Raw genomic sequence first — 22345 nt, forward strand, 5'->3', positions numbered from 1 at the left:
TATTACTTCGTAGTATAAATTTATTGCATTAACTGAAATCAAAAACGCCGTCAGAAGGTCTATTCAAGCATAGTAATAATATAAAGCGTATTGGAGAGGGTAGCCAAACGCGAAACAAATAAGGGTACATATTACATGTCGAATAGTTTGAAAAGAACGCTTTTGACGGCTGTGGTTGTGGTCAGTTCATTGAACGTGAATGCCACTGATATGCCGATGCCCAAGCCAGAGCAAGCCAGTATGCATGTTAAAACACTTGTTTTAGGGTCTGGTTGTTTTTGGGGGGCAGAGAAACGGTATGAAGCAATGCGCGGCGTCATTGACGCTGAGTCAGGGTACGCAGATGGCACGGGTTTCAAAGCCAGTTATCAAGAGATCATTAAACGCAGCCGGCGCTTTGATGAACGTAATTTTGCTGAAGTAGTAAAAGTCACATATAACGCAAATATTTTGACTACCGATACTTTATTACAGCGCTATTTTGAAAGTCATGACCCAACGCAAAAGAATCGCCAAGGCAATGATATTGGCACGCAATATCGTTCTACTATTTTATTCAGTGAACAAACTCAGCGGGATATTGCTTTTGATTTAAAAGCGCAGTATCAAATACTGTTATCAGCGAAAGGTTATGGCGACATTAAAACCATTATAAAGCCGCTAAAAAAGTTTTATCCGGCTGAAGAGTATCATCAGAATTACCTTGTTAAAAATCCTAATGGGTATTGCCCTGATCATTCAACAGGCGTTGTTTTCAAACCAGTAAATACGCAAGAGAAAAACAATGATGTTTTATTATCTGGTAAGCACATTGTTGTTATCGATTCGAAAAACTATTGCCCATACTGTGAAAAGTTAAAAAAGACAGTTCTCAATGATTATCAAGGCGATGTCCGCTTACACTTTAGATATGCAGATGAACTACATAACTTAGAAATAAAGTCAGCAACATGGGCGACCCCAACAATTTTGTTTCTTGAGAATGGTAAAGAAGTATTTGGTCATCAAGGGTTTATGGATAAAACTCGCTTTTACAAAGCATTAGGTGCTTTTAAACTAGGGGACAGTGAAGCGTACTCAGTCGCGTTTCAAAAGGGAACACAACGTCCATTTTGCAAAGAATACGATATTTTCAAAAACACCCCAGAAGGGATGTTTATTGATAAGTTAAGTGGTGCATCGTTGTTTGATACCAAAGATCGTTTTAATTCAGGTACTGGTTGGCTATCGTTTAAATATCCAGTTAAGGGCAGTGTGACTTATCATGAAGATACAAGTTTTGGTATGACGCGCACGGAAATACGTTCGAAATCAAGCGGAATTCATTTGGGGCATGTATTTGCAAATGAAGGGCCAAATGGTACAGACCGTTATTGCATAAATGCAACAGTGTTAGATTTTGTTGCCGCCCAATGAGTGGTTTTTAGCGGTGCTTCTCCCTTCGCTATATGACTTTTTTACGTTGGTTCTTTACCAATTAAAAGCAGTTAGGGCTCGATACTAAAGATAAAAAAAACCCCTCTAACGAGGGGTTTTGGGTAACTCAGTGCCTAAGCACTGGGAATGAGGTCGGTACATTTTAAACTACTATGTAATATGACAATTAATCCGTAAACTGCATTTCTGGGATGTCACCTTCAACGATGAGCTTACCAGCTGTTTTACTAATAATTTCGTCAACACTTACATTTGGCGCACGTTCTAATAAATAAAACGCGCCATCTTTCACTTCAAGTACGGCTAAATCAGTCACTATTTTCTTAACGCAATTCACTCCAGTTAGGGGAAGTGTACATGCTTCTAGTAACTTAGAGTCGCCGTGCTTACTGGCATGGGTCATTGTCACAATAATATTTTGTGCGCCTGCAACAAGGTCCATTGCACCCCCCATGCCTTTGATTAACTTTTTCGGGATCATCCAAGACGCAATATTGCCTTGTTGATCTACTTCAAATGCACCTAGAACCGTCAAGTCTACATGACCACCACGTATCATGGCAAAACTTTCAGCACTATTAAAAATAGCCGCACCTGTCGCAGCTGTCACGGTTTCTTTACCCGCATTGATCATATCTGCGTCAACTTGGTCTTCATTTGGGTACGGTCCCATACCTAAAAGCCCGTTTTCTGACTGCAACATAACTTCGATGCCGGCAGGCACAAAATTAGCGACTAGGGTAGGAATCCCAATTCCTAGATTGACGTAGTAGCCATCTTTCAACTCTTGCGCAACACGCATTGCAACTTGTTCACGTGATAAAGCCATTTTAATTCTCCTTACTTACTCGTCGTGACACGTTCAATGCGTTTTTCAAAGTTACCTTTGATTACGCGATTTACATAGATACCAGGGGTATGAATTTCACTTGGTTGTAATTCACCGGGTTCAACAATTTCTTCAACTTCAACCACGGTCATTTTACCTGCAGTGGCAGCCATTGGATTGAAGTTCATGGCTGTATGGCGAAATACCAAGTTACCATAACGATCGGCTTTCCAAGCTTTGATAATCGCAAACTCGCCGGTTATTGATTCTTCAAGGATGTATGGGCGACCATTAAATTCTTTGACTTCCTTACCTTCAGCAACCGGTGTGCCATAGCCAGTAGCAGTATAAAAACCTGGAATACCGGCTCCGCCTGCACGCATCTTCTCGGCCAAGGTTCCTTGTGGAGTAAGTTCCACGTCAATAATGCCGTCAAGCAATTGTTGTTCAAACAAAGCATTCTCGCCAACATATGATGCAACAATTTTTTTAATTTGACGATCGTGTAGTAAAATACCCAAACCAAAATCATCAACGCCGCAGTTATTTGACACAACAGTAAGTTCTTTGGTTTGCTTGCGTTTAATTTCATTAATTAAACCTTCAGGGATCCCACACAGTCCAAAACCGCCTGCAATGATGGTATCACCATCTTTGATGCCTTCCATCGCTTCGGCGTAGCTTGTCACTACTTTATCGAAACCGGCCATTAGCCCACTCCTCATTGTTGTTTTATCTTCAGTGTGACACACATACTAAAATTAGCATTAGTGTGTATCAACACTGGGTTGTTATTACGATGCGCATTTTGCTTGTAATGCTAAAGAAACCTTACTTACAGGTGACTTATTGAGTGCGTCACAAATTGCCCATCCAGCTTTTGCTAGCCTTTCTAAATCAATTTGGGGGTCAATGCCAAGCCCTTGCAGTAAGTAAATTACATCCTCTGTGGCAACATTTCCTGACGCACCTTGTGCATAAGGACACCCACCTAAACCGGCAACAGCACTATCGATGGTGGCAATACCTAATTCAAGGGCACTGTGAATGTTCGCTAAAGCTTGGCCATAAGTATCGTGAAAGTGCACGGCCAGCTTGTCTATGGGGATATGTTGCAGCAATAAAGAAATCACTGATCTAACCTTGTTTGGGGTACCCACGCCGACAGTATCACCTAAGCTAATTTCATAGCACCCAAGAGCCAACAATTGTTTACAAACCTTTAAAACAGCTTCAGGCTCAATATCGCCTTCATAAGGGCATCCAAGCACACAACTTACATAACCACGCACTTTGATCCCATGTTGTTGTGCTAGTTGGACCACATCTTTAAAGCGCTCAATGCTTTGCTCAATAGAGCAGTTAATGTTTTTTTGTGTGAAAGTTTCGCTTGCTGCAGTGAATATTGCAAACTCTTTAACATTGGCTGAGAGTGCGGCTTGTGCTCCTCGCAAATTCGGTGTTAATGCGCTTAGCACGACATCTGGAGCAACAGACACGCCGTTAATGACATCCAGAGAGTCAGCCATTTGCGGTACCCATTTTGGCGATACAAACGCACCAGCTTCAATATGTTTGAGCCCTGCGACACTCAATGCGTTGATGAGTTGTATTTTATCTTCGCTTGAAACAGTTGATTCATTTTGTAGTCCGTCTCGTGCGCCTACTTCTACAATTTTTACGTGTGCTGGATATGGCATCACTTAACCCTCCACAGCGTCAACAATGGCAAGCATTGCACCATGACTGACAAGTTCGCCTTCATCAAAACAATAACTACTCAACGTTCCTGTAAAAGGTGCGTTCAGAGTGTATTCCATCTTCATGGCTTCGATGATAACCACAGGGTCGCCTTTTTCAACTTGGCTACCCACTTTTTGTAAATGTTTTACAACGGTCCCATTAAGTGGTGCGGCTAAAGGTGCTGCTTCATGTTCGTGTTCACTAATAAAATGCTTAGATTTGAGCTCAAATCGGTGTGCAATCGCACCATACATTACCGTAATTGCATCCTCGGTAATTAATACGCTGGCAGTATATTGCTTACCATTAATTTGTGCAGTTAGCTGATTGTTTAGCAAAGTTGCTGAGCCGGCTAATATGTCATCATCGATATGCAATGTATGATGTGAGTCGTTAAGCGTCACGGAGACATTATGCTCAGTAAAGGGGGCCTTCATACTATTACGTTGATTCAATCTAAATGCAGTTTCTGATTGCCATGGTGTTGCTGCATTACTTGCATTTTTATGTTTTGTGTAGGCTAGGGCAGCTAGCGCAAGTAACTCAGTTTCAGGCAATTCCTGTTGTGTGAGTGTGTCAGTTTGACTGTCTATAAAGTGTGTATCTGGTGCGCCAGCTGTAAATGTTGGATGACCCGATAAATGATGTAAAAATGCAATGTTACTTTTCACGCCAGCCAAATGAACTTCTTCTAAAGCGTGATGCAATTTAAGTAATGCGATTGAGCGATCGGGTGCATGAACGATGAGTTTGGCAATCATAGGATCATAGAAAGAACTAATTTCACTGCCAGCCACGACACCTGTATCAACTCGCAGACCCTCATTTAATTGTGGAAAAGTCAAATGTGTTAAGGTGCCGGAGTAGGGCATAAAGTTTTCAGTTGGATCTTCAGCGTAAATACGCGCTTCAAAACTATGACCAGTTAAAGTCACTTGCTCTTGTTGTAGTGGTAATGCTTGATTGTTGGCAACGCGAATTTGCCATTCGACTAAATCGAGGCCAGTCACCATTTCTGTTACGGGGTGTTCTACTTGCAAACGTGTGTTCATTTCCATGAAGAAGAATTCGTCGCCACACAGCAGAAATTCGACTGTTCCAGCACCTCGGTAATTGATTGCTTGGGCACATCGTACCGCGGCTTCTCCCATTGCTTGACGTAATTCATCACTCAAACCGGGCGCAGGCGCTTCTTCAATGACTTTCTGGTGACGACGTTGTAAAGAACAATCTCTGTCTCCAAGGTATACACAGTTACCGTGATTGTCAGCAAACACTTGTACTTCAACGTGACGTGGGGTGTCTACATAACGTTCAAGTAACACCAAGTCATTACCAAACCCAGCAAGTGCCTCACGTTGTGCTCCCTCTAATGCACTAATAAATTCTTGGGCTTGTCGAACCACGCGCATGCCCTTACCACCTCCACCGTAGGCGGCTTTAATTAAAACAGGGTAGCCAATTTTATTTGCTTCACTGGCTAAAAAATCGGTGGCTTGTTTTTGGCCGTAATAGCCGGGCACTAACGGTACATTGGCTTGTGCCATAATCTCTTTGGCACGGGTTTTAGAACCCATAGCTTCAATAGAGCTTGCTAATGGACCAATAAACACAATGTCAGCTTGTTCGCACGCATTCGCAAATTGATCATTCTCTGATAAGAAACCATATCCTGGGTGAATGCAGTCTGCGTTTGCTTGTTTAGCAACATCGAGTATTTTTTCAGCCACTAAATAAGAATTTTTACTTGGAGCTGGGCCGATATGATATGCCTCATCGGCAGAGCGCACATGAAGTGCATTTTCGTCGGCATCGGAATACACCGCTACGGTTTTTAAACCAAGACGTTTCGCTGTTTTTATAATTCTACATGCGATTTCGCCTCGGTTGGCGATAAGGATTTTTTTAAGCATGGTGATCCCTTACTGTTTAGCGGCGTGTTGCCAGTTTGGCGCACGCTTATCAAAAAAAGCGCTGAGGCCTTCTTGCCCTTCAGGGCTAACTCTTATTTGTGCGATACGCTGAGCGGTATGATGAATGAGCGTCTCGTCAATTGGATTACCTGCCACTTCATTGATAAGTGTCTTGGCAGAGCGAACTGCACTTGGGCCATTATTTAACAGAAGCTCTATGAACTGAGCTTGGCTATGGACTAAGTCATCGCTAATTTCGTGTATAAGTCCTAGATCAAGGGCAGTATTTGCCGTGAATACTTCAGCAGTGAGGAAGTAACGTCTGGCTTGGCGCTCACCAATTGCTTTGATCACATAAGGGCTAATAACAGCTGGGATCAAGCCAAGCTTTACTTCGCTTAGACAGAATTTCGCGTTTTCAGTAGCGACCGCAATGTCGCAGCAAGCAATTAACCCAAGTGCGCCACCAAATGCTGCGCCTTGCACAAGGCAAAGCGTTGGGTGTGGGCAATTGGCCAATACCGACATAAGTTTTGCAAGCTGCTTTGAATCCGCCACGTTTTCATCAAAGTTATTGCCAGCCATTGATTTCATCCAACCAAGGTCAGCACCAGCAGAAAAGTGTTTTCCGTCAGTTTTTAAGACTAAAGCACGAATATCTAACGAGTTCGCATGCTCAATACACTTAATGAGCTCGGCTATCACAGCATCATCGAACGCATTATGTTTTTCAGGGCGACTTAATTCTAAAATCGCCACTTTTGTTTTTGTTATGGTTAAAGTGACAGACATAGTGTGCTCCCGTTACATTCTGAAAATACCGAACTTAGATTCTTTGCTTGGCGCGTTAGCCGCAGCATCGAGTGCCAAACCTAACACAGTGCGTGTATCAGCAGGGTCGATAATGCCATCGTCCCACAAGCGTGCACTGGCGTAATAAGGATGGCCTTGTTTTTCGTACTGCTCGATAATGGGTTTTTTAAACTCAGCAACTTCATGGTCGTTCATACTTTGACCTTTACGGGCTAAACCATCTTGGCGAACTTGGGTTAGTACGCCTGCCGCTTGTTCTCCACCCATGACTGAAATACGGGCATTGGGCCACATCCACATCATCGTTGGCTCGTAAGCTCTGCCACACATACCATAGTTACCTGCGCCATATGAGCCCCCGATCAATACCGTGAATTTTGGCACATCTGCACAAGATACCGCAGTTACCATTTTAGCACCGTGTTTGGCGATACCTTCAGCCTCATATTTTTGACCTACCATGAACCCAGTGATGTTTTGCAAAAATAGCAGGGGGATATCGCGTTGTGCACATAGCTGAATAAAGTGGGCGCCTTTTTGTGCTGACTCCGAAAATAAAATGCCGTTGTTTGCGACGATGCCAACAGGGTGCCCGTATATTTGCGCGAAGCCAGTGACGAGGGTTTCTCCAAAATAACGTTTAAATTCATCAAATTGTGAATCATCAACTACGCGTGCAATGACTTCTCGTACATCAAATGGCTTTTTCAGGTCAGTACCAACTATGCCGTATACCTCGCGAATATCATAGCGAGGTGGTTTCACATCTTTCAAAATGGGCTTTGTTGGTCGCTGGTGGTTAGTACGTTGGATACATTGACGTGCAATCGAAAGTGCATGCTCATCATTTTCTGCATAATGATCTGCCACACCAGAAGTTTTACAGTGCACATCAGCGCCACCTAAATCTTCCGCGCTGACTTCTTCGCCGGTGGCCGCTTTTACTAAAGGTGGGCCCGCTAAGAAGATGGTCCCTTGTTCTTTTACGATAATACTTTCATCAGCCATTGCTGGTACATATGCGCCACCAGCTGTACATAGGCCCATAACCACTGCAATTTGTGGGATCCCTTTTGCTGACATACGTGCTTGATTATAGAAAATTCGGCCGAAATGTAACTTGTCTGGGAATACCTCATCTTGTTCGGGTAAATTTGCACCACCTGAGTCAACCAAATAAATACAAGGTAAGTGACAACGTTCGGCGATTTCTTGTGCACGTAAATGTTTTTTCACCGTTATTGGAAAATAGGTTCCGCCTTTTACAGTCGCATCGTTGGCGACAATCATACATTCGACGCCTTTAACTCGACCGATACCAGCCACAACGCCTGCACATGGAATATCTTGCTCGTACACGCCAAAGGCTGCGAATTGGGAAATCTCTAAAAATGGCGAACCTTCATCAATAAGTGTATCAATTCGGTCGCGTACAAATAACTTACCACGACCTTGGTGGCGTGCAATAAGGGCATCACCGCCACCTTGAGAAAGAATGCTGACTTTGTCGTTTAAATCTTTAACCAGCGATGCCATCGCATCGCTGTTCGCTTTAAACTGACTGTCGTGGGGATTAACAGAAGAGTTAAGTACAGTCATAATTATATCCTTAACGGCTTTCAGTGAATAATTCGCGACCAATTAGCATGCGGCGAATTTCAGATGTCCCGGCCCCAATTTCGTATAATTTAGCATCGCGTAGTAGCCGGCCTGTTGCATATTCATTGATATACCCATTTCCACCGAGAATTTGTATGGCATCGAGTGCCATTTTTGTCGCAAGCTCTGCGGCATATAAAATTGCACCCGCAGCGTCTTTACGCGTGGTTTCGCCACGATCACATGAGCGTGCAACGGTATATACATATGAACGCGCTGCATTCATTTGTGTATACATATCAGCGACCTTGCCTTGAATAAGCTGAAACTCACCAATTGATTTATTAAATTGCTTACGCTCGTGAATGTAAGGCGTGACGATATCCATACAGGCTTGCATAATGCCTAATGGGCCGGCAGCTAATACCACGCGTTCGTAATCTAGGCCACTCATAAGCACCTTTACGCCTTCGTTTAAGCCACCTAAAATATTTTCTTCAGGCACTTCACAATCTTCAAAAACTAACTCACAGGTGTTTGAGCCACGCATGCCCAATTTATCAAGCTTTTGCGCAGTTGAGAAACCGGGGAAATCTTTTTCTACTAAGAATGCGGTAATGCCTTTTGAACCGGCGTCTAAGTCTGTTTTTGCATATATCACCAATACATCTGCATCAGGTCCATTGGTGATCCACATCTTATTACCATTGAGGATATATTTATCGCCTTTCTTTTGTGCTTTCAATTTCATTGAAACAACATCTGAACCGGCGTTAGGTTCACTCATCGCCAATGCGCCAATGTGCTCACCACTGATTAGCTTAGGTAGGTATTTGCGTTTTTGGGCATCATTACCATTACGATTAATTTGGTTCACACAGAGATTCGAATGCGCGCCGTAACTAAGACCAATTGATGCACTCGCTCGGCTGATCTCTTCCATTGCAATAACATGCTCAAGATAACCCATGCCTGCACCACCGAATTCTTCTGGCACGGTGATACCTAACAGTCCCATTTCGCCAAACTGAGGCCAAAGCTGATTTGGGAAGCTGTTGTCTAAGTCTGTTTTCTCAGCCAAGGGGGCAATTTCAGCGGTAGCAAAGCCATTCACATGATCGCGGATCATGTCCGCAGTTTCGCCTAATCCAAAATTCATTTCTTTGTATAAAGATACGGTGCTCATAATAATAATCCTGTGAGAGTTATTCTTCTAAATTACCTAAGGTATCGCGGCAGCGACGTTCTGCGGTCACTAATTCCATCAATACAACTTTTATATCGTCCATCTGTTGACTTAAATCGGCTTTTTTCTCTTCAATTAAATTCAACATGGTAACTAACTGTTTTGCGCTAGACTTATCTGCGTCGTATAGCTCAAACAAACGACCTGTTTCGGCTAGCGTAAATCCTAAACGTTTGCCACGCAGAATGAGCTTGAGACGAACTTTGTCACGTTTGGAATAAATTCGAGTCTGTCCATGGCGTTCAGGAGAAAGTAATCCTTGATCTTCATAAAAGCGAATACTTCGCGTGGTAATGTCAAATTCCTTAGCTAAATCACTAATAGAAAAAGTAGGTTCGTTATTGTTATCTTGCATGGTGTTTACACATTTACTTCTGTGACTGATTAGACCAATATAAGTGAAGTTTACGTAAAGGTAAAGCTGAACATTTAAATCATACTTTGGTCGCAGTTGTAAATAGCCATTCTAGATATGAAAAGCGAGGCTGCAATAAGGAAATTACGTGTTTGGCAAGGATTGTGTGCAGCATAACTTTACAAATTAGGCCAACGAAGTTTGTTTGATTTTAGATTTACGTTGGCGTAAACGTAAATATTATGTATGCTCGAAACATAAAATTTATTGTTCAAGCTAAATCGCTTGTGAATAGGAGCAAAAAATGAGTAATGATGCTGTTGTCATCGTAGCCGCAAAACGTACCCCTATGGGTGGCTTTATGGGCGCTTTATCTGGTGCAAGTGCCACCGAACTGGGCGCAACTGCGATTAAAAGTGTGATGTCTGAAACGGGTTTGTCAGATGCATCTATTGATGAAGTTATCATGGGATGTGTACTGCCAGCAGGATTAGGTCAAGCACCAGCACGTCAAGCAATGTTGCACGGCGGACTTGCGCGTTCAACAGGCGCAACAACAATCAACAAAGTGTGTGGCTCAGGTTTAAAAGCAGCCATGCTAGCTCATGATTTAATTAAAGCTGGCAGCATTTCCTCTGCAATTGCCGGTGGCATGGAGAGCATGACAAATTCACCGTATTTTATCCCGAAGGCCCGTGGTGGCATGCGCATGGGACATGGTGAAATTAAAGATCACATGATGTCAGATGGCTTAGAAGATGCCTACGATAACAAAGCGATGGGCTGTTTTGCGCAAGATACCGCTGACCAATATGGTATTACGCGTGAGCATATGGATGAATTTGCATTGGGTTCATTAAGTAAAGCCAACGCAGCAATTGAAAACGGTAGCTTTAGCGCGGAAGTTGCAGCGCACATCATTAGCACTCGCAAGGGCGACGTTGAAATTAGCATTGATGAGCAACCAGGCAATGCACGCCCTGACAAGATCCCAAGCTTACGCCCTGCATTTAAAAAAGACGGCACCATTACCGCGGCGAATTCATCATCCATTTCGGATGGTGCAGCGGCATTAATTTTAATGAGTGAGTCAGAAGCCCAACGTCAAGGTTTAACGCCTTTGTGTAAAATTGCGGCACATGCAACACATTCACAAGCACCTGAAGAATTTACATTAGCCCCCGTTGGTGCAATGAATACGTTACTTGAACGCACCGGCTGGAGCAAAACAGACGTCGACCTTTGGGAAATTAACGAAGCGTTTGCGATGGTTACTATGCTTGCTATCAATGAAATGGGCTTAGACACCAACAAAGTAAACGTGAATGGCGGTGCATGTGCACTGGGTCACCCAATTGGCGCAAGTGGTGCACGTATCTTAGTGACACTTATTCACGCACTACGTAATAGAGGCTTATCAAAAGGTATTGCTTCTTTGTGTATTGGTGGCGGTGAGGCGGTTGCATTGGCAGTCGAAGTGTAACGCTTACTTGACATTAATTTAAAAAATTCGGGCATCGAATAACTGGTATAAAAAATATTACTAACCAGCGGTGCCTTATCTCATTTACTCTGGGGAGGAGTGCGTCATGCACCAAGTACCTTTATACATCAACGGCGAATTTTCACAATCATCATCTGACACTTGGATTGACGTAGTTAACCCTGCCAATCAAGAAGTATTGGCAAAAGTTCCGTGTGCTACCGAGGCGGAAGTTCAAGCTGCAATTACCTCAGCACAGGAAACCTTTAAAACGTGGAAAGAAGTGCCTATTTCGGAACGTGCGCGGGTGATGATGCGTTATGCTGCGTTACTTAAAGAGCATCATGATGAAATAGCGACGATTATTTGTCATGAGTTAGGCAAAACTTTTGAAGATGCCAAAGGTGACGTATGGCGTGGTATTGAAGTTGTAGAACAAGCTGCAAATGCACCTTCTATGATGATGGGTGAAACGGTTGGTAACGTTGCACGTAATATTGATACCTACTCTTATATGCAACCATTGGGTGTGTGTGCAGGTATTACCCCATTTAATTTCCCAGCAATGATCCCATTGTGGATGTTTCCGCTTGCAATCGTGTGTGGTAACACGTTTATTTTAAAACCATCAGAACAAGATCCACTCACGCCGATGCGTTTGGTTGAACTGTTTGAAGAGGCAGGAGCACCTAAAGGGGTACTTCAAGTTGTACATGGCACCAAAGCGCAAGTAGATCAAATTTTAGAAGCACCAGAAGTACGCGCTATTTCATTTGTTGGGTCGTGTGGTGTAGGTCAATATATTTACTCAAAAGGCACGCAAAACTTAAAACGTGTTCAAGCATGTGTAGGCGCTAAAAACCATATGGTGATCATGCCAGACTCTAAAAAAGAGCAGCTGATCAATAATTTGGTTGGTTCGTCTGTTGGCGCTGCAGGGCAACGTTGTATGGGTATTTCAGTTGCGGTCTTTGTGGGTGATTCTAAAGAGTGGGTTGCTGATTTAAAAGAAGCGTTTACCAAAGTACGCCCGGGTGTGTGGAATGATCCTGAAGCTGCATATGGTCCACAAACAACCGGCGCGGCAAAAGCACGTATTTTATCTCTCATTGAGGGGGCAAAACAACAAGGTGCGACGTGTTTACTTGACGGTTCAGATTTTACCGTTGAAGGCTATGAAAATGGCAACTGGGTTGGTCCAACCTTATTTACTGATGTAACACCTGAGATGGACTTATATAAAGAAGAAATATTTGGTCCTGTGCTCGCGTGTATGTTTGTAGATACATTAGAAGAAGCGATCGAACTGATCAACAATAGCCCATATGGTAACGGTACCTCATTATTTACATCAAGTGGTGCAGCAGCACGTAAGTTCCAGCATCATATTGAAGTTGGTCAAGTGGGTATCAATGTACCGATCCCTGTGCCATTGCCATTTTTCTCATTCACCGGTTGGAAAGGGTCTTTCTATGGTGACCAACATACCTATGGCAAACAAGGTGTACGTTTTTACACTGAAACTAAAACCATAACATCTCGCTGGTTTGAAGATGGCGCTGTATCTGGTCCGAATATGAGTATTAACCTTAAATAATTTATTTAGTTATCAAACAAGTAACCACATAGAGTTGCAGAAACTAAGTAGTAGCCTAACCTGATTTCAGGTTAGCGCATCAATAATTAAAACAATCAAGCCTACGTTAGGTGGGCTTGCATTAGACAACAAAAGAGGTCTCTATGGACTTTAATCTGAACGAAGATCAACAGGCATTCGCCGAAACCGCCCACCAATTTGCAATGAGTGAACTCGCACCCAATGCAGCATTATGGGATCGCGAACATATATTTCCAAAAGAAGTTATCAAAAAAGCCGGCGAACTGGGCTTTTGTGGTTTATACACCCCAGAAGACGCAGGTGGTTTAGGCTTATCACGTTTAGACTCTAGTATTATTTTTGAACAACTGGCTATGGGCTGTACCGCCACAACGGCGATGCTAACCATTCATAATATGGCAACTTGGATGATTGCCAGTTTCGGCACTGATACCGTAAAAGACACTTTCATTGACCAATTAGTAATGGGTGAGTTACTGGCATCATATTGTTTGACAGAACCAGGAGCTGGTTCAGATGCGGCATCACTTAAAACTAAAGCAGTGTTAGACGGTGATGAATACGTACTCAATGGTTCAAAAATGTTTATCTCAGGTGCGGGCGAAACCGATGTGTTGGTGGTAATGGCTCGCACTGGTGAAGCCGGTCCTAAAGGCATTTCTGCATTTTTAGTACCTGCTGATGCAGCTGGTGTTGAATATGGTAAAGCCGAAGAGAAAATGGGCTGGAATGCGCAACCTACTCGATTAGTTAGCTTTGAAAATGTACGTATTCCTGCGAGCTATTTACTCGGTCAAGAAGGGGAAGGGTTTACATTCGCTATGCAAGGCTTAGATGGTGGGCGTATCAATATTGCGACCTGTTCCATTGGTACTGCACAACAAGCATTGAATACGGCAAAAGAATATATGCAAGAACGAGAACAGTTCGGTAAGCCGTTAGCAGCATTTCAAGCATTGCAATTTAAGATTGCTGATATGAATACCGAGCTTGTCGCTGCGCGTCAAATGGTACGTTTGGCAGCCTTTAAGTTAGACACTAATGATAGTGAAAAAACCACATACTGTGCCATGGCAAAACGCTTTGCAACTGATGTTGGCTTTAAAGTGTGTGATGATGCATTACAGATCCATGGTGGTTATGGTTATATAAAAGAATACCCACTAGAGCGACACGTACGTGATGTTCGTGTACACCAAATTCTCGAAGGTACTAATGAAATCATGCGTGTCATTATAGCACGCCGAATTTTAGCCCAAGGCGCTGCGAGCGTATTGTAAGGAGTTCCCATGACAGCACAACTTAAACTTGAAAAGCAAGGTAATACAGCCGTAATCACGATGAGCAATCCCCCAGCGAACACTTGGACTCGTGACACATTAGTGGGCTTAAAAGAACTGGTTATAGATCTTAATCAAGACAAAGATATTTACGCGCTGGTTATTACAGGTGAAGGTGAGAAGTTTTTCTCAGCAGGCGCTGATTTAAATGTGTTTGCAAGTGGTGACAAAGGTGTTGCGGCGGATATGTCTCGTGTATTCGGCGAAGCTTTTGAAACTTTGAGTGACTTTAGGGGGGTATCGATTGCCGCGATTAACGGATTTGCAATGGGTGGTGGTTTAGAAGTCGCACTGGCATGTGATATTCGCATTGGTGAAGAGCAAGCACAAATGGCATTGCCAGAAGCGAAAGTGGGTTTATTACCTTGTGCAGGTGGCACACAAAACCTGTCGTGGTTAGTGGGTGAAGGCTGGGCAAAACGCATGATTTTATGTGGCGAGCGCCTTAAAGCAGACAAAGCACTTGAGATAGGGTTATTAGAAGAAGTTGTGGCGACAGGTACGTCTTTAGAAGCTGCCATTGCTTTGGCTACCAAAGTAGCTGATCAGAGCCCTGTTGCTGTGACAGCATGTAAAGCATTGATCCAAAAAGGGCGTACAGGGAGCATTAATAGTGCGTTACCGTTAGAACGAGAGTTATTTGTTACTTTATTTGATACGCAAGATCAAAAAGAAGGCGTTAATGCATTTTTAGAAAAGCGTAAAGCAAATTGGGTGAATGGCTAATGGCAAAGCTGCAGTTATTAAACCAAGCTGATGCGCCCGTTGTATTTGAACTCGCGCAAAGCGACAATGGTATGCAAGTGGCCTTCGCGACGCTGAACGTACCGAAAGCTTTAAATGCACTTAATTTAGACATGATCCGTTTGTTAGCGAAGCAATTAGATGTTTGGGCACAAGATGACCAAATAGCTATGGTTGTTATGAAAGGCGAAGGAGAGAAAGCATTCTGCGCCGGCGGTGATGTGGTGAGCCTTTATAATGCAATGGCTGCCAATGATAAAAATACTTACATTGAAACATTTTTCAGCGAAGAGTACCGCTTAGATTACCAAATTCATACTTATGAAAAACCAATTTTATTGTGGGGCAATGGCATCACCATGGGTGGTGGATTAGGGTTAATGGCAGGCGCAAGTCATAGGGTAGTGACTGAAACAGCACGCATTGCAATGCCGGAGATCACCATAGGCTTATACCCAGATGTCGGCGGTAGCTACTTTTTGAATAAAATGCCAGAAGGTGTTGGGTTGTTTTTAGGACTAACGGGTGCATCGATCAATGCTGCTGATGCACAATTTGTTGGTTTGGCAGATCACTTTATTGATGCTGAAAAGTATGGTGAGTTATTGGCTGGCTTATTGGGAATAGAGTGGGGAACAACTACCAGTTCAAACCATAACATGCTAACAAATATGCTAACCGAATTGACTAACATTTCAGGTGAGCCCCCAAAAAGTGAGATTCAGGCGAATATAGAGCAAATTTCGCACGTGAATAATTGTCATGATCTGCAAGCGCAAGTTGACTATATTTTATCAATTCCAAGCGATGATAATAAATGGTTAAGTCGAGCGCAAAAGTCGTTAAAACATGGCTCACCATTAAGTGCGGTGTTGGTGAGTGAGCAGCTCAAGCTTGGTAAAGGCAAATCTTTAAAAGAATGTTTTTTACTTGAGCTGGGTATGTCTGTACAAGCGGGTGAAGCGGGTGAGTTTCAAGAAGGAGTTCGCGCATTACTCATTGATAAAGATGGTGCGCCACAATGGCAGTTTGATGCAATAAGTTCAGTATCAGATGAGACTGTATCAGCATTTACGAGCGCGCGTTGGAGTGACGACGCACACCCGTTAGCAAATATGTAGGGAGCAGAACAACATGGCAAAGATTGGATTTATTGGCTTAGGAAACATGGGTGGCCCAATGGCCTGCAATTTAGTAAAAGCAGGACATACGGTAACGGTATTTGATTTAAGTGATGATGCAATGGCACATCTTGCGGAGCAAGGCGCGTCCACAGCAAGTGATGTAACACAGGTATGTGATGGTGCAGATTATGTGATCAGTATGTTGCCTGCTGGCAAGCATGTGCGCGCTATTTATTGTGGTGAGAATGGGTTAATTAATCATTTAAGCACCGACACACTGGTTATCGATTGTTCAACCATAGACGCGGAATCTGCGCAGTTTGTAGGTAAGGCACTGGGTGATGCTGACGTGAGTTTTGTTGATGCACCAGTGTCGGGCGGAGTCGCAGGTGCTGCGGCTGGGACACTGACCTTTATTGTTGGTGGTAGCCAAAACGATTTTGATGGCGCCAATAAAGTGCTCCCTGATATGGGTAAAAATATTTTTCATGCGGGTGAAATTGGCGCGGGTCAAGTCGCGAAGATCTGTAATAATATGCTGCTAAGTATATTAATGGCAGGGACCAGTGAAGCATTGCAGATGGGGATTGATCATGGTTTAGACCCCAAAGTATTGAGTGAGATCATGCTCAACAGTTCTGGTCGAAATTGGACATTAGAATTATATAATCCATGTCCAGATGTACTTGAGAATGCCCCGAGCTCTAATGATTATAAGCCGGGCTTTATGGTTGACTTAATGGCTAAAGACTTAGGCTTAGCACAGCAAGCTGCACAACAGACCAATTCGGCAACGCCGATGGGCGCACTTGCGAAGAATTTGTACAACTTGATGCAAAATCAAGGCAAAGGCTCAGAAGATTTTAGCGCGATTTTTAAACTTTTTAGCGAAAAATAAGATTCATTATGGATATTAGAGATAAAACGGTAGTGATCACAGGTGGTGCGCAAGGCTTAGGGTTTGCGATGGCCACACAAATGGCTGAGCTAGGCGCAAATTTGGCATTGATCGATATGCAAGATGACGTTTTGGCGTCGGCATCTGCTGAGTTAAGCAAGTTAGGTACAACGGTTAGCACTTACGTGGCCAATGTCAGTGTTGAAGCGGATGTTGAAAACGTATTTAACAGTATCGCAAATGATTTTGGTCGTATTGACGTTTTAATTAATAATGCTGGCATTTTACGTGACGGTTTATTACTTAAAGCAAAAGAAGGCAAGATTATTGATAAAATGTCTTTATCGCAATTTCAATCAGTGATTGATGTGAACCTGACGGGTGTTTTCTTGTGTGGTCGAGAAGCGGCAGTGAAAATGGTTGAAGGTGGTGAAGGTGGTGTGATCGTTAATATGTCGAGTGTGGCACGTGCCGGTAATATGGGCCAAACTAACTATTCTGCCGCTAAAACTGGCGTAGTAGCATTGACTACAACGTGGGCAAAAGAACTGGGCCGTTTTGGTATACGTGTAGGTGCAATTGCTCCAGGCGTTATTCGTACGCAAATGACTGATGCGATGAAACCAGAAGCGAAAGAGCGACTGGTTAAAATGAAGCCTGTCGGTCGACTTGGTGAGGCGCAAGAAATTGCGCATACTGCGAAGTACATTATTGAAAATGACTTTTTCACAGGCCGTGTGATAGAAATTGATGGTGGTATTCGCTTATAAGCAGCGTACCATTTTTCCAGTGAGTTGTATGATAAAAAGCATAGTGCAAGCTATGCTTTTTTGTTTTCATCACTGCCATGTTTGTATCAAGGTCATATTTTGACAAAGGGGTTTGAGGAATACAGCTTTGGATCCCGTTAATATCACTTAAGTTAAAAATGAAGGACTGTATACTAACGATGGCGTTTTATCACTTTGTTTAAATTAAGAGTAGCGTCAGGTTGGAATACAGAGGTAAAGCAGCCCAGATTAGAAGGTTCATGAAATTTAATGATAGAACAGCTTAATAATTCACAACACTCAGTCGCGAGCCAAATATACGGTGTTTTTCAAGATTCTTATAAAATTGAAGCGGCGCTGATTGGCACGATACATTTCCCGCCACTGTCTCGTAGTGTACAAAACATAGAATCGGCAACGACGTTATTTTATGGTTATTTTGAAGCCAATGTGCTTGCCGCTGTGATTGAAATTTCGGTAACCGACACGTTATTAAACATTGAGAGTTTAACGGTTTCCCCCCACTTTTTCCGCAAAGGCATTGCTCATAAGTTACTGAATTTTATTATTAGTACATATCAGCGACCTGAAGCCATTGTAGAAACGGCTGCAGTGAATACGCCAGCCATTAATTTATATCGTAAACAGGGTTTTATAGTCTTTAAAACGTGGACTCCAGCGCATGGCATTGAAAAAGTGGCTATGTTAATGAAAAAAGGACAAAGCACATAAATTTTATTGTGATTGATAAATATTTTTACTTTTCTTATTAAGTTGTGTAGGAATTTCACGCTATTTAGGTTTTTTTAAAACTATTTTAGTTGCTTCATATTTTATTCTCATTTAGTTTGTAAGTTAAATTATTGTAACAAATGTGATCGGCTTCACATTTGTGGGCTACTGAATTATGGACAGCTAATTATGCCAAGTATTTCAATGAGAAACTTTATGACATTGGTTGAGGGAGCGCATGGAGGCTTTCGACAATCAGTCTCTTCACTGAACAACATCATCATACTGCTAGGGGGTAATGCGCAAAATAGCCCTGATATACGCAATATCAATAACCGCACCGCAATGAATATTGAAGCGCAAATTCACATTTTACCTGTGGATAAATTACAAAGATATCGGCTAGCTTTGATGTACATAGGGACGTTATTAAATATCGATAGTTATGCTCGACCGACAAACTACACAATGCGATTTTCTGGTTTTGAATTACAATGGTGGCAATTTCGTCATCAGACTCACGGTATGACTCGTATTGATAACGCCCGATATATGTTTAAACATCAATTTAGTTTTGAAAGTACCAATGGGGATGATAACACCTTCAATCATTGCCTAACGCGTGAACATATATGGTATCCAACAGCAAGAGCGTATGATCCACCCTTTAATCAATTATTAAGTCGCGTTCAGCAAAGCTTTGTACAGCCACCAAATGGCTCTCAGGGCACAGTGATCCGGGACGATCATTCAACCTTTAATCCCGATTATATAGTGAGACGACCACTGATGATGGGCAGAACGATAGAGGTTAGGCAGAGATACCAATATTTGCAGCCTGGACGTCAATGGACAGATATACCTGGCGCGTCCTATTTAATAAAAAAAGGAGTGCGTTGGGGAGCCGGTGGCGATCCTTGCTATTTTTTCTCAAAAGAAAATTACGCACCAGAAAATACCCAGCCATTTCACTTTGAAGTTGAAATAGCCATTGGTAATGAACCTGTAGCGACGTTCAATCGAATGCCATCGCGCGGCTCTTGTACACACAATTCAATGAGTAGGCAAAGGGAGATCAGAGTGATAGCAGATGGGAGTTAGTACGTAAATTCCCTTAATGTCATTATTAAAAATCGTTGCTACTTACTGCCTTTATATAAGTAGCACAACCGCCAATGAAGTCACAAGCCATAAAAGTGACTCTCATGAAATTGTCAATATCAACAATGCTTTCGCTGCAAATGAATCGCTGTTGCATAACAATCAGTATTCTTTCTATGTATTTTGTCAATTAAATTTGACAAAATACTGCTTGTCAATTAAATTTGACACATGACAGATATAAAATCACTTCCTAACCCAAACAACCCTGAAGAGGCACTGGCTGCCGTAACGTCTTTGCGGTTACTTGCCGATCAGCTCGAACGACGAGCTGTAGAAGAGGCGGTAGCGCAGGGCTGGACATGGGCGCAAATAGCACAAGCACTTGATATAACGCGGCAAGCGGCACACAAACGCCATGCCGCATTTATCAATAAAAAGGAGACGTAGCATGATCAGTTCTTTTTTTAGAAATATAAAAATGAAAATTCAAGATATGAAAACGATCAGTCAATTATGTCTAGGCGCTGAGCAATATGCACAACAGTATGGAGAAAGCAAACCGGGGGCAGAACATTTTTTGTTGGCGAGCTTAGATTTACAAGATGGCTCAGCGCAAAAAGTATTGGCAAAACTAGGCGTTAATCATATTGATGTAAAAGAAGCATTGAAAGCGCAACATAATAGTGTGTTAGCGAGTATGGGGGTTGAGAGCGAAGCGATAAACCTTGCAAGTGATATGCCCAAAGAGACTAACCCTAGCATTGCATTATATGATACTAAGCCTTCAGGCCAAATGGTTATGAAAAAACTCTACGAGAATAACAAAATGAGGAAGACACCGCTTAAGAGTATACACGTGATTGAAGTGGTATTATCTATGCAGTATGGAACGGCAATCAGGGTTTTACAAAACATCGGGGTAGATTTAGAGGCGTTAAAAAAGGTAACACAGGCTGAGTGTTACTAATTAACCTCAGCTCTGGATGAGCGAATTTGCCCAATAAAGCTATTTTTCTCACTCTCGGCGTTGCTTTCATTTGTAATAGCCCGCTATTACTGCATAAAAGCGCCTTGATATTGAATAAAATATCATCATTGGATTGTACGTAAGTTTGTTTACAAAATATTTCCTATTCCAAAACCCTTATCCCAACCTGAGGTTAATTATTAATCATCTGGCTAAGCAAAGAGTTTAGATCATACCTTATTTAGCAGTTGCAAAATTATACAGGATTGACGGTGTATCTTTTATAACACCTCCATACTTTTATAATATGAAGGTGTATAGCAAATTCGTCAGTTAGCCTATATTTATGGCCTAACTAAATGAAGTGATCATCGTTGCTTAAGGACAAAGCCACGCGTGTGATTATTTACATCACGGTATAAGCCCACAATGTCACCATGGTCATTGATTGCCGTGGCTTCAAGTAATGTTCCTGGTACATCTGTGACTGTATTTAAATCGATGAGCTCGCCTTTATAATACACGATGGCCAATGAACCTCGGTCAGGGTTTGATGACATGCCAACGGCTGTTCCTCGTTTGTTTATATCTTTAAATGCAGAGAGTTCTCGTTCACTGTCGCCGATACCACCGACCACATGAGCTGCAAGACCACCGGTGATCGACGGATACCAAATTGTCGCTTGAGAAGGTCTAAATGCTTTTGGGGCTTGAGCGCCTGCGATCATACCATAATCGTTGATCTCATTGGCTTCAGTCCAAATAGAATCTGATTTTAATAATAACGACACACCTTTACTTGTTTGAATAAAGGCGCGATTTGGTTTGTAAGAATAGCGTTCATATTCCATACCAACCACATCACCTAAATTATTGGTGGCAGAGGCTCTGCGAAAAAACGCTTTATGCTCGTGTTTTATTTGCGCGTCACTGTGTGTATTTTGCCACTCAACCATGACATCTTTATCATCATTGTTTTCAATCCAACCTACAATATAGCCATGATCATTAATATCAAACGCTTGACTTGAAGGTGACTGTTTGGTTGAGCTAAATGGCAAAGGGACAACTTGGCCTTGCTCAACAAAAAAAGCGTGATAGCTTGAGTGACGCATCCCATTAATATTACCGATAAAATGCTCATTGCCAACGATGTCACCGTGCTTATTAATGGCAACAGCCGTACTTTCGATGGAATCTGGGTGAGATGATCCTAAGTCAGTCATCATGCCAGCTTGATAAACAAATGCAAAACGACATGTCACCGGATCGCCTGATATTTTGACACACGCTTTTTGTTTGCTTCGCGTTGACCAACCTACAATCTGCCCTGCGTTATTGATGTCAAATGCAGCGGTTTGTGGCCCACCTAACGACCCAATATCTGTAAAGGTATAAGACAAATCACTTGCTTGACTTAAACATGCGGTCAAAACAGAAATAGATAATACAGAACGAACCATTGTTTTAATGTAATTCACAACATAACTCCTTTAAGCATACATTAATTAAATTTCTGGTGCCTAGCTGCACCAGCGCTGTCTACTTTATAGAAAGGACTAGGTAAATCAATTGATTCAATACATTTGTATTAATACCAATGTATTAATTGAAATACAGCGTGTAATCA

General features: G+C 42.4%; 21 protein-coding genes. 12 read left to right on the top strand and 9 right to left on the bottom strand.

Going from position 1 to position 22345, the window contains the following annotated elements:
• Positions 1-210: 210 nt before the first annotated feature.
• Positions 211-1416 (top strand): peptide-methionine (S)-S-oxide reductase MsrA, encoded by a 1206-nt coding sequence (gene msrA, locus J8M01_RS20015; protein WP_247671207.1) that lies wholly within the window; start codon positions 211-213, stop codon positions 1414-1416.
• Between the two features lie 187 nt (positions 1417-1603).
• Here the strand turns inward: msrA and J8M01_RS20020 are convergent, their stop codons facing one another.
• The 8 genes from J8M01_RS20020 to J8M01_RS20055 all read right to left on the bottom strand — a co-directional run bounded on the left by J8M01_RS20020 (position 1604) and on the right by J8M01_RS20055 (position 9935).
• Complete coding sequence (locus tag J8M01_RS20020; protein ID WP_192507721.1) at positions 1604-2266, bottom strand: 3-oxoacid CoA-transferase subunit B; 663 nt, start codon at positions 2264-2266, stop codon at positions 1604-1606.
• A gap of 11 nt (positions 2267-2277) precedes the next feature.
• A complete protein-coding gene (locus J8M01_RS20025; protein WP_192507720.1) occupies positions 2278-2976 on the bottom strand; it encodes a CoA transferase subunit A in 699 nt (232 codons plus the stop codon).
• Between the two features lie 84 nt (positions 2977-3060).
• Positions 3061-3969: a hydroxymethylglutaryl-CoA lyase gene (locus tag J8M01_RS20030; protein ID WP_348772767.1), complete on the bottom strand. Its 909-nt coding sequence runs from the start codon at positions 3967-3969 to the stop codon at positions 3061-3063.
• Positions 3970-5922, bottom strand: coding sequence for an acetyl/propionyl/methylcrotonyl-CoA carboxylase subunit alpha (locus tag J8M01_RS20035; RefSeq protein WP_211059106.1), 1953 nt, complete (start codon positions 5920-5922; stop codon positions 3970-3972).
• A 9-nt stretch (positions 5923-5931) separates the two neighbouring features.
• Positions 5932-6714 (bottom strand): enoyl-CoA hydratase/isomerase family protein, encoded by a 783-nt coding sequence (locus J8M01_RS20040; protein ID WP_192507717.1) that lies wholly within the window; start codon positions 6712-6714, stop codon positions 5932-5934.
• A 12-nt stretch (positions 6715-6726) separates the two neighbouring features.
• Positions 6727-8334, bottom strand: coding sequence for a carboxyl transferase domain-containing protein (locus J8M01_RS20045; protein ID WP_211049590.1), 1608 nt, complete (start codon positions 8332-8334; stop codon positions 6727-6729).
• 10 nt (positions 8335-8344) lie between these two features.
• Positions 8345-9520 (bottom strand): isovaleryl-CoA dehydrogenase, encoded by a 1176-nt coding sequence (locus tag J8M01_RS20050; RefSeq protein ID WP_211059107.1) that lies wholly within the window; start codon positions 9518-9520, stop codon positions 8345-8347.
• Between the two features lie 19 nt (positions 9521-9539).
• Positions 9540-9935 (bottom strand): MerR family DNA-binding transcriptional regulator, encoded by a 396-nt coding sequence (locus J8M01_RS20055; RefSeq protein ID WP_010363179.1) that lies wholly within the window; start codon positions 9933-9935, stop codon positions 9540-9542.
• A 304-nt stretch (positions 9936-10239) separates the two neighbouring features.
• On the opposite strand from J8M01_RS20055, the gene J8M01_RS20060 reads away from it, so the two are divergent.
• The 11 genes from J8M01_RS20060 to J8M01_RS20110 all read left to right on the top strand — a co-directional run bounded on the left by J8M01_RS20060 (position 10240) and on the right by J8M01_RS20110 (position 20715).
• A complete protein-coding gene (locus J8M01_RS20060) occupies positions 10240-11418 on the top strand; it encodes an acetyl-CoA C-acyltransferase (protein ID WP_192507714.1) in 1179 nt (392 codons plus the stop codon).
• Between the two features lie 106 nt (positions 11419-11524).
• Positions 11525-13015 (top strand): CoA-acylating methylmalonate-semialdehyde dehydrogenase, encoded by a 1491-nt coding sequence (locus tag J8M01_RS20065; protein WP_192507713.1) that lies wholly within the window; start codon positions 11525-11527, stop codon positions 13013-13015.
• A gap of 143 nt (positions 13016-13158) precedes the next feature.
• A complete protein-coding gene (locus J8M01_RS20070; protein ID WP_192507712.1) occupies positions 13159-14316 on the top strand; it encodes an acyl-CoA dehydrogenase family protein in 1158 nt (385 codons plus the stop codon).
• Between the two features lie 9 nt (positions 14317-14325).
• Positions 14326-15102 carry an enoyl-CoA hydratase gene (locus J8M01_RS20075; RefSeq protein WP_211059108.1) on the top strand — a complete coding sequence of 259 codons (777 nt, stop codon included), beginning with the start codon at positions 14326-14328 and terminating at the stop codon, positions 15100-15102.
• Positions 15102-16241 carry an enoyl-CoA hydratase/isomerase family protein gene (locus J8M01_RS20080; protein WP_211059109.1) on the top strand — a complete coding sequence of 380 codons (1140 nt, stop codon included), beginning with the start codon at positions 15102-15104 and terminating at the stop codon, positions 16239-16241. Before J8M01_RS20075 ends, J8M01_RS20080 begins: the two co-directional genes overlap by 1 nt.
• 13 nt (positions 16242-16254) lie before the next feature.
• On the top strand, positions 16255-17142 hold the full coding sequence (mmsB, locus tag J8M01_RS20085; RefSeq protein WP_210997195.1) for a 3-hydroxyisobutyrate dehydrogenase: 888 nt from the start codon (positions 16255-16257) through the stop codon (positions 17140-17142).
• An 8-nt stretch (positions 17143-17150) separates the two neighbouring features.
• Entirely contained in the window at positions 17151-17912 is a 762-nt protein-coding gene (locus tag J8M01_RS20090) for an SDR family oxidoreductase (protein WP_211059110.1), read from the top strand.
• Between the two features lie 270 nt (positions 17913-18182).
• On the top strand, positions 18183-18644 hold the full coding sequence (locus J8M01_RS20095) for a GNAT family N-acetyltransferase (protein WP_211059111.1): 462 nt from the start codon (positions 18183-18185) through the stop codon (positions 18642-18644).
• Between the two features lie 189 nt (positions 18645-18833).
• The gene (locus J8M01_RS20100; protein ID WP_211059112.1) at positions 18834-19745 is read left to right on the top strand and encodes a hypothetical protein; all 912 of its coding nucleotides are present in this window, start codon (positions 18834-18836) and stop codon (positions 19743-19745) included.
• Between the two features lie 231 nt (positions 19746-19976).
• The gene (locus tag J8M01_RS20105) at positions 19977-20195 is read left to right on the top strand and encodes a helix-turn-helix domain-containing protein (RefSeq protein ID WP_192507705.1); all 219 of its coding nucleotides are present in this window, start codon (positions 19977-19979) and stop codon (positions 20193-20195) included.
• Between the two features lies 1 nt (position 20196).
• Positions 20197-20715, top strand: a complete 519-nt coding sequence (locus tag J8M01_RS20110; protein WP_211059113.1) for a Clp protease N-terminal domain-containing protein — start codon at positions 20197-20199, stop codon at positions 20713-20715.
• Between the two features lie 368 nt (positions 20716-21083).
• Here J8M01_RS20110 and J8M01_RS20115 read toward each other — a convergent pair whose 3' ends face one another.
• Positions 21084-22196, bottom strand: a complete 1113-nt coding sequence (locus J8M01_RS20115) for a DUF3466 family protein (RefSeq protein ID WP_210997206.1) — start codon at positions 22194-22196, stop codon at positions 21084-21086.
• Between the last annotated feature and the right edge of the window lie 149 nt (positions 22197-22345).

This window comes from Pseudoalteromonas sp. MMG005 (genome assembly GCF_018101015.1).
Classification (GTDB): Bacteria; Pseudomonadota; Gammaproteobacteria; order Enterobacterales; family Alteromonadaceae; genus Pseudoalteromonas; species Pseudoalteromonas aurantia.